Source organism: Nodosilinea sp. FACHB-131, assembly GCF_014695395.1.
GTDB lineage: Bacteria > Cyanobacteriota > Cyanobacteriia > Phormidesmidales > Phormidesmidaceae > Nodosilinea.
Window position 1 is genome coordinate 134,660 of sequence record NZ_JACJOF010000005.1, and the last position, 14,287, is coordinate 148,946.

12 protein-coding genes are annotated in these 14,287 nt (G+C 44.3%); all 12 read right to left on the bottom strand.

The annotated features are described in order from the left end of the window. Positions 1-19: 19 nt before the first annotated feature. The 12 genes from H6F75_RS02675 to H6F75_RS02730 all read right to left on the bottom strand — a co-directional run bounded on the left by H6F75_RS02675 (position 20) and on the right by H6F75_RS02730 (position 14,062). The gene (locus H6F75_RS02675; RefSeq protein ID WP_190748965.1) at positions 20-1,417 is read right to left on the bottom strand and encodes a hypothetical protein; all 1,398 of its coding nucleotides are present in this window, start codon (positions 1,415-1,417) and stop codon (positions 20-22) included. Next, positions 1,417-2,589, bottom strand: coding sequence for a glycosyltransferase (locus H6F75_RS02680; protein ID WP_190748967.1), 1,173 nt, complete (start codon positions 2,587-2,589; stop codon positions 1,417-1,419). Before H6F75_RS02680 ends, H6F75_RS02675 begins: the two co-directional genes overlap by 1 nt. Continuing rightward, positions 2,577-3,818: a glycosyltransferase gene (locus tag H6F75_RS02685; RefSeq protein ID WP_190748969.1), complete on the bottom strand. Its 1,242-nt coding sequence runs from the start codon at positions 3,816-3,818 to the stop codon at positions 2,577-2,579. The genes H6F75_RS02680 and H6F75_RS02685 overlap by 13 nt, the downstream gene beginning before the upstream one ends. Positions 3,819-3,928: 110 nt before the next feature. After that, positions 3,929-5,086 (bottom strand): glycosyltransferase, encoded by a 1,158-nt coding sequence (locus H6F75_RS02690; protein ID WP_190748971.1) that lies wholly within the window; start codon positions 5,084-5,086, stop codon positions 3,929-3,931. A gap of 39 nt (positions 5,087-5,125) precedes the next feature. Further along, complete coding sequence (locus H6F75_RS02695) at positions 5,126-6,211, bottom strand: polysaccharide pyruvyl transferase family protein (protein WP_190748973.1); 1,086 nt, start codon at positions 6,209-6,211, stop codon at positions 5,126-5,128. A gap of 99 nt (positions 6,212-6,310) precedes the next feature. Then, positions 6,311-7,456: a glycosyltransferase family 4 protein gene (locus H6F75_RS02700; protein ID WP_199303717.1), complete on the bottom strand. Its 1,146-nt coding sequence runs from the start codon at positions 7,454-7,456 to the stop codon at positions 6,311-6,313. A 361-nt stretch (positions 7,457-7,817) separates the two neighbouring features. Then, positions 7,818-8,900, bottom strand: a complete 1,083-nt coding sequence (locus H6F75_RS02705) for a glycosyltransferase (protein ID WP_190748975.1) — start codon at positions 8,898-8,900, stop codon at positions 7,818-7,820. A gap of 88 nt (positions 8,901-8,988) precedes the next feature. Further along, positions 8,989-9,855 (bottom strand): glycosyltransferase, encoded by an 867-nt coding sequence (locus tag H6F75_RS02710; protein ID WP_190748976.1) that lies wholly within the window; start codon positions 9,853-9,855, stop codon positions 8,989-8,991. Positions 9,856-9,891: 36 nt separating this feature from the next. Further along, positions 9,892-10,854 carry a glycosyltransferase family A protein gene (locus tag H6F75_RS02715; RefSeq protein WP_190748979.1) on the bottom strand — a complete coding sequence of 321 codons (963 nt, stop codon included), beginning with the start codon at positions 10,852-10,854 and terminating at the stop codon, positions 9,892-9,894. A 35-nt stretch (positions 10,855-10,889) separates the two neighbouring features. Beyond that, complete coding sequence (locus H6F75_RS02720; RefSeq protein ID WP_190748980.1) at positions 10,890-11,783, bottom strand: glycosyltransferase; 894 nt, start codon at positions 11,781-11,783, stop codon at positions 10,890-10,892. Beyond that, a complete protein-coding gene (locus H6F75_RS02725) occupies positions 11,780-12,526 on the bottom strand; it encodes a glycosyltransferase family 4 protein (protein ID WP_190748982.1) in 747 nt (248 codons plus the stop codon). The genes H6F75_RS02720 and H6F75_RS02725 overlap by 4 nt, the downstream gene beginning before the upstream one ends. A gap of 387 nt (positions 12,527-12,913) precedes the next feature. Beyond that, on the bottom strand, positions 12,914-14,062 hold the full coding sequence (locus H6F75_RS02730; protein ID WP_190748984.1) for a polysaccharide pyruvyl transferase family protein: 1,149 nt from the start codon (positions 14,060-14,062) through the stop codon (positions 12,914-12,916). Between the last annotated feature and the right edge of the window lie 225 nt (positions 14,063-14,287).

The window sequence follows — 14,287 nt, forward strand, 5'->3', positions numbered from 1 at the left end:
TATAGAACGGCAGCAGGCTTTAAGCCAGATACCTATTTTTGCCGTTAAAGAAGCTTTGCCGACTCTGAGATGACACAGGATTCAGTTCGTGCCATCGTAATCCCAGTAACACGGCAATAGTGAGCATAAACCCAGGTTCTTCCATGCCGGTCATAATAAAACCGTTGACTATGACGTTTAACAGTAAAAATCGGGAGAGATCATCTACGCAGACCCTGTTCCAAAGTAACACCCAGAGGCTGACATAAACGCCTAGGCCTATAAAGCCACCATCTCCCCAAACACCTGCCCATGTCCAGAAGGGTGAGAAAAAGCTGGAATCGAGATAACCGCTAAGCCAATAATCCCAAATGGATTGTACTACTGGGTGACGAGTTGCACCTAGCGGGTCAAGTAAACTGTCGTAATCGCGAATCATCCAACCGCCAATGCGCCCCACTGTATGCCCTGGCCCTAGCCCCAAGAACCAGTTTAAGATTGACGTATAATACTCAGGAATTGAGCGTAGAGGTAGAAGTTTTTGAAGGGTGGCATCGCCGTTAGGGCCATAAATCTCGGGTCTAATCCAAGTTCGGAATGAGCTTAGATAGGCGACATCTATATTGTAAATACACCAGTAAAATCCATAGATGACTACAGCAGCTAGCAATGTGTATTTAAGCGTCTTTTTGATATCGTTAGTGCGGCTGATGATTAACACAATCCAAGCTACAGCCGCGACTAGGAGGACTTGTTTTGCATCAGCCACTAAAATTTCAAGAAATCCAGCAGCTAGCACCGCTGCTCGCAACCCAAAGCCGGCCTTTTTAGCTGTTATATAAAAGTAGATAGCATAGATAAAAACTACAGTGCCGCCCACCACATGGCCGCCGTTAGACAAATAAAAAACGCCTTGAACATTGTCATTGAGAGTTAGGCGACTGTATGTAAGAATACCTGCCTTTAAAGCTAAGTATTGACCCAAAGATAGGGCTATGTGTAGTAAGCCAAAACCCATTATCCATCGTCTAAATTTTCCTAAGTTTTGCTCATTGAATGAGATGCTGATAATTGCTGACAGGACCAAAAACGGCTCTGACTGAATCATGAAATTTAGAAAAATGTTTACGGCTCCAGCATTATTGACAATGGCGCTGGCAGTGCTCACAGCAAAGTAAACATAGAGACCTATCAAAATTGACCGGACAATTGATTTCTGCTTAAAACTGGTTTTTCCGCAACGGAGGTAGACCAGCAAGCACACAATGGGTGTGATACAGAAGTGTAGAAAATTTATAGGTGCTGGTGCCCCCATAGCCTCAATTATTCTCGGAAAGAAGGCACTGGCAAAGGCAACCAAAACCAGGCTGGGGTTAGATATAAATCCCCTTATCTGATTCTTGGTTATATAACTATTGAAAGAGTGATAATTGGTCATTAAACTGCTCTGCTGAATATAGCTTTCTCATAAATACTTTTGATGTAGCTATAGTTCTGGGTAGCGGTATAGCGGTCTAAATAAGTTTGGCGAGCGATCCGGCGCATGATGGCCTGTTGGTCCGGGTCATTAAGCATGTACTGCACCTGCTGCGCTAAGCTTTGAGCGTTACCAGGTTCGAAAACCAGTCCAGTTCTTCCAGCTTCTACCAGCTCAGCGATCGCCCCAATTTTCGCTGCCACTACTGGGGTACCTTTGGCAAAGGCTTCTACTGCTACTCGCCCAAAGGTCTCATACCACTTCGACGGAAAAATCAAGAAGCTGGCTTCTCCCATGAGGGTATGCACCTCACTCATAGGCCTACGGCCCAGCCACTCTATCGCCGGTATGGTCTGGGTAGCATCTTTTACCATGTCTGCTAAAGGGCCATCACCGACAATCTTAAGCGGGTAAGGTACGGCTAGTTGTCGCCAGGCATCGATTAGAGTGTCTAACCCCTTTTCTACTGAGAGACGACCCACATATAGTGCAAAACCGCCGCTGCCGCTGCCCACCCCAGGATCAGGATCAATAAAGTTGGGCTTAACGATAATTTTGTCGGCTACTAGGCCTCCTTCTACCAGCTTTTGTTTGGCAAATTGGGTGAGAGCAACAAACAAATTCACTTGCCTATCCCAAGTTTTCAACACTCGATGGGTGCTGATCATGGCTGTAACCATGGCACTAGCAGGTTTGCTCTGGCGGTAGCAGCCATGCATAATCCCAGGGTAGGGAATTGCCTTGCCTACGCAGTCTTCGCATACTTGTCCATCACGAAAAAAAAGGGCGTTGGGACAAATGAGTCGATAGTTCCGCAGGGTCTGCACCACAGGTACTCCCTCAGCCTGGGCAGCATAGTATACCGAAGGCGAAATCAGCGGAAAGAAGTTTTGCACATGCACAACGTCGTAGCGGTTGGCCCGTAGGGTTTGTCGCACAGCCTTGTAGGCAGTCTGTGACCAGATGGTTTTGGCTGCCAACCGCAAAGGGTTGTAGGTGGGAATATCGTCGTTGGTGGCAGTGTAGCGATCGACCTGGTGTCCATAGTTTTCGAGCAGACGCTCTTCAGCAGCGCATGACTCGTCTTCTCCTCCCCTAATTTGGTAGGCATTATGAATACTTAGGATGCGCATGGGGCAACCTCCTGGCAAATAGCGCGGTACTGTTGGCTCAGTTCTCGGCCTTTGGCTTCCCATGAAAAGTGCTGTCGCACCCGTCGTTGCCCAGCAGCACCCATCTGATGGCATAGCTCGGGGGCGTAGGCAAGTTTCGCCATAGCGGTGGACAGACCTTGAACAGTCTGAACAGGGTCGGTAGCAGGAATTTTTATGCCAGTTTCTGCGGTGACCTGTACACTAGGCCCACCTAGATCTAAGCAAATTACTGGGCGACCGGCGGCCATGGCTTCAAGGCAAACCCAACCCCCAGAGTCGTGTAGGCTGGCGTGTACCAAGGCGTGGCACTGACCCAGCTGTTGAAGTGTCTCGGCCCTAGGTAGGCGACCTAAAAACTTAACCCGCTCAGCTACGCCAAGCTGCTCCGCCAAGGCCTGTAGGCTGGCTCGCTCTGGTCCTTCGCCCAAAATCCAGTACTCAGCATCGGGCTGCAGTTGAGCAGCAGCAAAGGCGCGCAGGCCCAAGTGCAGCCCTTTCCAGTGCAGCAGGCGAGCCATGCTAATAAAGCGAAAGGGCGTTGGACTAGGTGTAGGACACTGGCTAAGCTGAGCAATTTCTTGGTTTGACAGGCCTGACTCTGACTCGACTTTTAACTGTGTCACACCAAAAGGCTGCAAGCGGCGGGCGGTATCGGGGGTGGTAGCTTTGACCAGAGCACTGCGGCGGGCTGTCATAGCGGTAAAGGGATCTAGCTCACCTACACGGTGCACTAAGCTACGTACTATTTCATAGGACTGGCCTCGGCGGCTAAAGTCTCTCCAAAAAGATTTGGGAGCCATTTCGCCTCCTCCCACAGGACCCCAAACAAAAGGCACAGGCAGCAACGCCAAAAAGCTAGGGGTAGAGTAGCGCACATAAGTAACATGGTGAATCAGATCGATATCTACAGTTTTAAGGAATGCCTTAGCAGCAAAGTAGGCACCCACTTGCCAAGCGTAATAGTGGGGCACATGAGCTCGGGGCAACCAGTTAGCGACCGGGGGCGGATCGCAGTATAGAAATGACAGAGTATCGATAGGGTGCTGAGCTAGTTCAGCCTCAATTGCCGATTGATTGCTAGTGCGAGTGAGTACCCAAACCTGGTGGTGCTGGGCCATTTCTTGAGCAAGGTGCCAGCCAACACCAGGCTCTGAGCCCATGTGAGGCTGACAGGCGTAGGCAGAGATCAAAATGTTAAGTGGTTTCATCAATTAATAAAAAATCAAATAAAAGACTTTAATCAAGTCCATACAAGCTCTGACCGGGTTTTAGAACTTAAATAAATGCTGCAAAAATACTAGGCAAGTTACTCAAGATATCACGTCAAAAGCGTAGCTTCTTCAACCGCTTTAGAATAAATTTCTTCCAGCTTTATGGCTTGATTTCTTAGATCAAAGTTTTCCACAACATGACTTCTTCCGGCCATGCTAAACTTTTGCCATAATGTCCGATTTTGTAGGATTAATAAGATGTGATCTGCAATCGTACCAAAGTCTTTTTCCTGAGCGAGCAATCCATTTCTTCCATGTAGAACCGCCTCTGGTATGCCGGCATGAAAAGAGCTTACGATTGGCAATCCCATAGCTAAAGCTTCTAATATGACCATGGGTAAACCTTCGGAGTCACCGGTTGACGAAGTTACACTAGGTGCTGCTAAAAGCATAGATTCATTCATAAGGTCTCGAATCTTATCGTGGGGCTGAGAACCTAAAAATCTGTAGTTTGTTAGCGTTTGTGAAGCCAAATTTTCTAATGGTTTCCGAAGTGGCCCATCACCAACAATCAGCAATTCAATTTCAGGCATAATCATTTCCACCTTGGCCATAGCCTGAATGAGATATTCGAGGCCTTTCTTTTCAGTCAGCCGCCCTACAAAGAGTATAGTTGGCTTGCGTTTAACCGCTATTTTTGGAGTAAACTTTTCTATATCAACGCCAATATAATGAACAACAATTTTTTTGTCAGGGAACCCTTTCTCTAAAAGCTTAGCTTTAATAAAATTTGAAACCGCAATGAAAGTTGTTGCGTCTTTCTTAAGCCGCTCGCGCCTTCTCAAATAAATTCGATGGTTTAGAGAGGCTTTACGAGCATATTGATCGGTGGAGGTTGCATCTGATCCATGAAAGGTCACTACCAAAGGTAGTTTCATCTTGGCAGCAACAGGTAGAGCTAATGATCCGCTTAGTCCAAAGTGAGCATGTATTAAAGACGGCTCTAGTTTCCCAAGATCTTGATAGAATCTAGGAGCAAAACCTGAGACTTTAAAGAAGCCTTCACTAAAAAAACCTAGTACTCCTCCTCGATTGACGGTAATTAATTTTTGAGGAGGCAAAGATATGCCCTCAATTGAGCGAGAGCCAGCAAAAAAATAATTGTACTCTTTTAGGCTTTCCGCTTGAGCTTTAATAAAAGTTTCTGATTTAGCAAGAAGAATACTATTGAAAATAACTATATTTTTCTTCTCGAGTTGAGACATAAACAATTCCAAATATGTACAGAGCTTCCAGAAATACCATTAAGAAATTCCAGCCATTCTAGGTATGTGATCAAAATAAGATGAGTTCCAGTCGGGAGTATTTCGTTCTTCTATTGCTATACATTCCTCAAGCAAATGAGGAATTTCATCATGGTTTTTTGCTAATTTTATAAAGGACAAATCGCTAAACCACTGAATTCCATAAGTAAGTTTATGGTCAACTGTTGGCACAACAATGCAAGGCTTTCGACAAACAACTGAGAATATTAGACCATGAAACCGATCGGTGACAATCGCATCAAACTCACAAAACTTGTCTAAGGTTTCAGTTACAACTTTCTCCTGTAGCTTCTTGGCAATTGGGAAATCTGTTTCAGTGTCGAAGCTACTACACTCATAAGGAATTAATTCTTCGATATTTTTTCGGCTATCATCTGTCAGAGCCGATTGATCATCATGCCGGAGACATAACAAAATCTTCGGTGTAGTAGTAGATTTAGAAACGTTCCTCGGAGGAAGTGCTAAAACAAAATCAGGCATTTTAAAGACAAGGGCCTTTGGGAAAAGCTCCTGAGCGATCATTTCACTCATGCTGTCTCTAGCGATCATCACCAAGTCAGGATGTTCGCCGTATATACGCTTTGTGTTTTCCTTTTCCTGATTGCCGTACTGAGTATCGCTAAACTGAATAGACTGCGGCAGGTTGATAATCTTATTATTAGGAAAAGACGATATCAAAAGACGACGAAATCTCTCGGTCCACATTCCCCTTTCGCCTAAGTTACCCCCACTCTGAAAGATGATTAGGTCGTCCTCTGAAACAAGCTTCTTTAAAGCCGCTAAATAATATTTAGATTCTTCTTTATCAAGCTCTATAACCGGAAGATTGGGAAAATGTTTTTTTAGCCAATTCCTTATCGCTATAACCTGAGCATGATCACCAATATTGTTCAGATGGGCAGGAGGGGTCAAAGCAAAGATAATCTTCTTTTTTTGAGCTATCTCCTGATGACGAAGATAAAATATTAGATTTGCCAAGGGTAAAATTAATATAGCCAAACCCTCTCTAAGCTTTCTAAATAGCTTAGATGAAAACTTTCTCAAGAAAATAAGACGCATTTTCATAGTTTTGGGTGTGAATACACGGGCTGGGATAAAAGGGATAAATAGAATCAGATAGCAGTCTCGTCAGGAATCCACAGGCATGTCTACGGTTATGAACGATTAATCCATCGTGTTCACAATGATTTCAACAAAATTATCAGCAGCTTGCGCTGGAGTAAACTGTTTAATGGTTTCACCAGATTCGTGACCCATCCGGATAACTTTTTCACCATCCTTTATAAAGGAGGCCATATAGCGAGATAATTCGTTGGTATCTCGAGGATCAAAAACATATCCGTTTTTGCCATGTTCGACTAGATCAGACGAACCAGCCCACTTAGAGCACAAAATCGGTTTTGAAAACAACATTGCCTCAAGAACAACCATACCCCACGTATCTTCAAGGGTTGGTAAAACAAAGACATCTGCTTTTTTGAAATATGCGCCTAATTGTTGATAATCAATACGCCCTAGCCAAAATACGTGACTGTTAAGACCGTTTTTGTTGCAAAATTCTTCAAGTTCATTTTTTTGGTTGCCGTTACCTATAATTACTAGTGCGAAATCCTCAATGTCACTCTTCTTAAGAGCTACGCAGGCGTTCAATAGATAGTGAATTCCTTTACGAGGTACAATTTTACCCACATAAAGAAAGATCTTTTTGCCTGGCTCTATCGGTAAATCTGTCGAGTCTAACTGTTTATCTAAAAACGCCTCAGCGACAGGTACTTCATAAGGCTTTTTATAAACTTTATCTGGGCTAATTTTTAAAACCTCAACTAAGTAACGTTCACCTGCTTGACTATTAGTCACCAAACCATCAGAAAACTTAGCCATTACCTTGCGGATGCCTAGCCGCAACGGTGATTTAGCGTAATCAACGTTTGGCGAACTACCCTCATAGGCAATGATAATTTTCCATCGTCCTAGAGGTTTAGCAAGAATGGCAAGGATGGTCCAAATGCCGAAAGAGTTTGAAAAAATAAAGTTTGGCTTAAACTCTAATAATTTGTTTACTATTCCTAACGGTAGATAGGTAAATCCATAACTATATCCTTCTTTTGACGATTTAATTTCAACGAATTTTCTTTGACTTAGTTCTTGAACCAAAAAAGCCTGATCCAAACCTTTTGAAAAACCAGTCCAATGCGTAGTAAACAATTTTGTTTGAGGAAATTTAATTGCTAGTTTGGCTAAAACAGGCTGCCAATAAAACCATGTGGATGGAAGCAAAAAGGCTACTTTAAAGTCTTTGATTGGGTTCATGGTTTAACAAATAAAAAATCAGAAAACTACTAGCAAAACGATAAAATTAGCTAGACATAACTTGCATATAGCGCCTTAAAATTAGCAATGTGTGCAAATTATTAAAATGAGAATTTAAACGCTAATGGTCCGAGTCTCTTAAGCAAGTACTGAAAACCCCCGCGCTTTCTGAACGGTCCACCGCAGAAGAGGCAGAAAGCCTAAATTTACTGTCGGTTGTTAAAACTAATTCAAGTGTAAGATATTGAAGTTTAGTTCAAAGTTTTAAGAAACAATTATGGTAATTTACACTTCAATCAGTCCCAGCCTAAAATAGAATCAATAAGCCAAGAGCGAAATATTTGTCTTGACAAAAGAAAGTTTAAACCGACCATTGATAGTCATGCATTGCTTTCTGAGCAATGCACTTCCATTGAAGATTTGAAGAAGCATAACTTCTGCCAGCTAATCCCATAGCTTTCCATTGATTATTTTGTTCAAACAATTTAGATAATCCCTTGCTAATGGCAGGAACCGTTGGTTCAACGGTAACTCCACATTTAGCACTTTCTACATGAGGTGCAATACCTGCAACATTAGACACTAGTAAAACACGAGCGCTTACCATTGCTTCTAAAGCCGACAAACCAAATCCCTCAAACCGTGATGGAAGACAAAAAATATCATATTGCTGAATTAAAGATGAAGAAGGAAGATTATAGTCAGGAGCTAAAAAGGTAACATGATCTTGAATTGATAGCGTTCTAGCTAATTTCTCCAATAAGAATTTATCTCCTTTGTCTACCCCTTGCAGGGTTAAATGGGCTGGGCTTTTAGGCAAAATTTGAGCAAATGCCCTAAGCAGTAGATCTAGCCCTTTATTGTGGGCGTCAAAACGACCTAGAAAGTAAAGCTGTGGGACGTCATTGCACTGCCAAGTTAGTGATGACTCATCCACAACGTCATTTTCAGAAAAACCATTGGGCACAGACACAACAGGAGTCCTGATATTAAGGTTTCGCAGATAAGTCTCATGTCTAGGGTCTAGAACTTGAACAGCAGACGCATTTTTTAGCAAGAGGCGCTCGCACAAAAGCCAGTAGGGCCACTTTAGATGAGCGTTCTTGCTAAAAATAGAAGGTGCATATGGATCGTGGGGAACATAAATGTAAGGAATGTGATGTCTTTTCAAAAAGCGAGATAATAAATAGATTTTGGGTTGAAAGATGCCGCTGAGAAATATGGGAGTGTTAGCATCTAAGTTTTCTGCTATAAATTTTTTTAGAGCTAAAGGCAAAAAAAGTTTTTTTTGCTTTTCGTTTTGCTTAAAGCTACGTATTACATATCTCTCAGGCATTTCATGTACATATCCAGAACTGCCTTCGCATAGGAGGGTGACGTCTACTCCGCAGGCTGCCATACCAGTGCAGAGACCATGGAGCGATTTTTTAGTGCCCTCACTCATAATGTATTTAAGATCAGGCGAGAAATATCTAGTGTAAAAAAAAACTTGCATTACTGTTTAATAAAAAGTAGCTACATTTTAGTTGAGCTTACGCCCAGCCTAACCAACCCTGTACTCTTCCTTTAAGAGTTGCCCAGTGCGATTTAACTCTGTCGATCTTTCCTTGAAGTAAGGACAAAATAATGCCTGTACATGGCCGAAACCAGTTGTACAGAAGGAACCAAAAAGGTGCGTTATGCTTACGAAGTACTCGACCTCTGCCCATAGCATAGAAGTAAGTCTTGGCATGTGGTGTCTTAGGTTGAATTGCTTCTAAGGACTGGACACTCTCTAAAGCTTCAACCTTGGTGGGATGAATAACTAGAAAGGATGGATCGTAATATAATCCTGCACTCACAGCTCGTAGTAAATAGTCAATATCCTCACCAGACCCCCAGGGTGTTGAAGCCCCAACACCTAATGTTTCATCAAACGGTCCAATTGCATCTACGACAGCTCGTCGTAGAAAGATAGTGAAGGATGTTCCTCTCCGCCAAACATTAAAGGCATTAACAGTGCCAGCCACATGATCCCAGCGGCCAGATGAATCATTCCCTTGCTGGTTAACTGCGCGGCCTACAAGACCAGAAAGTTCCGGTTGTTCTTTGAAAAAATGGGCAACTTCTTCCAACAGATCAGGAGTGTAAGCGCAGTCATCGTCTGGAAAAGCAACCAGATCTCCTGATATTTGCTTTAAGGCGACATTACGGGCAAGGGAAAGACCTTTTTTAGAACGTAGATGAAGTATTGAAAAATGGTTTTTATAAGGAGTTAGCAACGACAGTAGTCGATCATCAGAATTTTGATCGACCACAATCAACTCAAAATCTCGATAGCTCTGCTGATCCAGGCTTTCTAAAAAAGTTTTAACCTGAAAAGTACGGCCCAGCGTGGCTAGTATGAGCGAAAATTTCATGGCTTAACAGGCTAGGTAAAGGGCTAAAAAGGAAACTTAACTACCTTTTACAGCATTCGACTCAGCCAACTTGGCATAGCGTTTGCTGCCTAAAATCGCAAACAAAAATCCCTTAATCATCAGCTTTCTAGAGTGGGGTAAATACTGGGTCATGCCGATAAAAAATTTCCAGGCGGCCAATATCTTTCCTTTAGCCAAAGCTACCCGAAACTGACTCAACTGGACGTAGGCTAGGTGTTGGGCAGCCCAACGTTCGTAGGTCTGCACGCTCAGGCGTTGCTTGATAGTCTGGCCCCAGCGCTGCTCAAAAATTTCAAATCCCTTAAGTTTGGCAGCAGGGTTAGTACTCACCTGCAACCCTGAATGGACGTGCTTGATCAACATTGGCTGATCGACTACTACAAAACGATAGCCCGCCTGCGCTAGCCGCAGCCACAGGTCGAAGTCTTGAAAGCTGGGCAGGTTCTCGTCAAAGCCATCGACTTCAAGCAGGGCCTCACGGTGTGTGAGCACCGCTGACGAAGGCGGGCACCATCCGGCTAGCAGCCGGTCAAAGATATCGCCAGCATGGGTAGTGCCAATGAACACATCGCGCTTGGTAAGCTCATGACGCTCGTAGTAGGTACAGTAGGCGGCAACCACTTTGGGGTCAGTAGCGCTGTCGAGCAGGGCAATCTGAAGCTCCAGTTTGTTAGGCAGCCATTCGTCATCGCTGTCGAGCAGGGCAATGTATTTGCCGGCAGCAGCCTTAATGCCCTGGTTGCGAGCATAACCACCGCCTCGATTTTTGCCTAGAGGCATAAAGCGCACTCTGGCATCATCAATGGCGCTGACTAGGGCTGCGGTACCGTCGGTAGAGCCATCATCAACAATGATGAGCTCCAGATTTCGATAGGTTTGTTGTAGAACACTATCAATGGTTCTAGAGAGAATATCAGCTCGGTTATAGGTTGGAATAACTACGCTAATATCAGGTGTTAAAGCAGTTAGGTTAACCATAATCTAAAGCTTTTGTGTAGGTAACACAGTTATGACTATTGAGCCAGTCGAGCTTTGAAATAAAGTTGAATCTCTTTCCAAAGGCTAAGGTAGCGAATAGAAATAAATACCATACTCAGCTTTAGACGATGATGCAGGCTAGGAACTTTTTTGTCTGCAAAAACTCGGCTAATATCCTGCATTGGGGGGCGGGTTTGCCAGGCCATACGCTTTAAAAATCGGGTTATAGGCTCAGTTTGCTGGTGTTCCATCTTGTAGCGTCCCTCAATAACGCGCACAATTTTTTTAGAAATTTCAGGCCAGGAGTGGCGGGCAGGGTGGGCGATGCAAACGTCGTCAGCATAGATCTGTGGGTAACCTGCGGCGTAGACTCGCTGCCCCCATTCACGATCGCCACCCGATTTGAGCTGGGCGTTAAAGAGTCCAACAGCATCAAAAATGGCTTTGGAGGTAAATAGGTTAGCGGTGGCTCCGTAGTGGTCTTCGGTGATATAGCGGTGCTGCTGTAAAAAGTTACGGCTGTCGAATAGCTCGACGGCGGTGGGGCGATCGCACTGTTTGAAGAAAAGCTCGATTTTGCCCGCTACTAGGCCACAATTGGGAGTAGCCAAGAATTGGGCCACTCCAGTTTCAATCCAGTTTTTGGCGGGAATGCAGTCGGAATCGGTGAAGCCGATAATTTCACCACGGGCTAGGGTAAGGCCGTGGTTGCGAGCAGCGTAGGAGCCTGGTTGGTTTTCGTGGGTTAGACGGACTTGTTTAAACTGGCTAACTAGGTCGGCGAGAGGGGCATCGGAGCCGTTGTCAATGACGATGACTTCGTACTGGTCACTGGGGTAGGTCTGGTGGTCTAAAGCATCAAGGCAGAGAGCCAGGCGATCGCGATCGTTGTAGACCGGAATAATAATCGAGACGACGGGTTGAGTCATGGTTCACCCCATTGCAGACATTTCTCATACACATCTTGGGTTCTTTGGGCAACCCATTCCCAGCTCCACTGCTGGGCCTTGGTGTAGTTGTGCTGCCCCATTTGAGTCACGCGCCCCCGCTGTTCTAGGGCAGTCTGCATGGCATTGAGCAGCCCATCGGGCTGGGCCGGATCATACAAAAACGCATCGTCATCGTCTAGGAGTTCGGGAATGCAGCCCTGGCGAGGGGCAATACAGGCACGGGCAAAGGACATAGCCAGCAGCACCGCCCCGGAGGTTAAAAACTGACGATAGGGCAGCAGCACGACATCGCTAGCGTTCATGTAAACCTGAACCTCCTCATCGGGGATGAAGCGAACATCCAAAGTGATAGTAGGATTGCTCTCGGCATAGTGCTGAATTTGCTCTAGTAGGACTGTGTCTTTAGCAGCACCAGCAATCAGCAACCGCAGCGTGGCATCTCCCGACAGCTGACGGTAGGCGTCGAGGATATCAGGCACACCTTTGTAGGCTCGAATCAGGCCAAAAAATAGAAAAACAAACTCGGAAGGCGCAATGCTCAATTGCGCGCGCGCATCAGCCTGGGTAATGGTGTTGGGGTACTGACCAATGTAATTGGCGTGGGGAATGACAAAGAGTTTGCTGGAGCTGTTCACCCGAAAGGTGTCAAGAATGTCTTGTTTGGCTGCCGCCGAATGAACAATAATGCCATCTGCCAGACGGATCACCCATTTGGTAGCCACTACATCGAGCCAGGGACGTTTGCTGTCATGGCTTTTCAAGTTATGGGCTGTCCAGACAATTGTTTTTTTCTGGAACTTTAACACCACTAAGCCTAGAAAAAATTTAACGAATTTAATAAGACTTCTTAAAGGATTGGGGGAGTCAAAGTACTGATGAATCCAGTGGAGGTGGATAATATCAGGCTCCCATGCGCTAACTGCTGCTGGAAGATATGCTCTGTGCCACTCCACACCCTGGAGCTGCACCGATAAATCAGCTAGGCCACTGGCCAGTTTCTCCTGGTAGGGATTGATACCCGCTAATTTTGGAGCAAAGCTAACTTTCATCACAGGTACTTACAAATGTTTAGATATAGAACTTAGTATTAAGATTAAACCAATTCAGAATCAACTTAAAATGCTCTTCAAATCGCTTTCTAAAGTCTCAATTCTCCGCTCGTAGTTTGATACACTTTCAGTCATTTTATTAGCAACTACCGGCAAGTTATCAAGAGTGTCGCACAAGACTGGAAAAATCTTTTTATGAGTAAATTCTGAAAGAGGAAATGAGAGATGTGATTGGCCAATTTCCCTCATAAATCCTTCAACTTTAGGATCATATTGTGCAGCAATCACTGGAACACCCATGCCAGATGAGAGGATCAGGGAATGAAGTCTCATTCCCATCATCAGGTCGAGCCTCGAAATGAGTTGGCCTAGCTCGTCAAGCGAAGTAAAGCATCGATGAACTATGCACTGAGCTGAGTAGCGGCTGTGACGCAAAACTTCGAGAGAACTGACATAATCGTCATCTATAGGATGCAACGAGTTCTCTAAAGTTCTAAATGGGATAAGGTGAACCCGAGCCTCATATTTTTCGATTAGAGAGTCAATTATTTTTGCTATTTCACCCTGAAGTTTGTTATGGTCAGCACCATCTAGAGATCGTCCTCTACCATCTAGATTCCTAACCGAAACTCCAACTTCTAGACGGGTATTCGCTTTTCTTTCTATAAAGTCTTTTTTAGTTTTATTCGATTTAAGCGCCAAGCTCTGTAGAGCCAAATCGCTCATAACGTATATTTTCTGAGACACACCTAATTCTTCTAATCTAGCTTTCGAGAGATCGTCTCTAACCGCGATTAAATTTACTTTATTCAGAACTTTTGGAACCAGTTCTTTAGTCTCCTGGCGCCAAATTTCACCTACGCTTACTCCCAAAAGCATAGTATTTCGCTTCAGAGCTATCGCTTTTTGCATATAGGGAAGCCAGCTTGCTGCCACAGATTTGTGGACGCTATCTCGCAAGAGATCACCACCACCGAGAACGAAATGCCTATTTTTGGCAATCGCAGGCCATACCTTAGGGCTCTTCATCCTAATAGCAGGGACGTTGAAACGTCGAAGTGTATCCTTTGGATTATTAGAAATAATCGTAAACTTTAAGTCATCTTGACAAGTCCTGAAAAGGTCAATCATTCCCTCAAGCATGGCCTCATCGCCCAAGTTAAAGTTTCCGTAAAAACCACAAATTGTTATGCCGTTTTTGCTTAACATATTCCAATCGATAAGATATTTATTTGAAGATGAGAATTTGATTGATTATTTTCGACATGTGTGTCAAGCAAATCAACATTATGACTGATGAGCTAACGATGTCTCCAAAGCTAGCTTTCACTATAAGAAGCTATTCAAAGCAACCATTCATGAGATTCATTAGCAAACGCTTATTGCTGGCAAGATGAAATCTAGGCAGCGGTGGTTTGTGAAAACAAAATATAC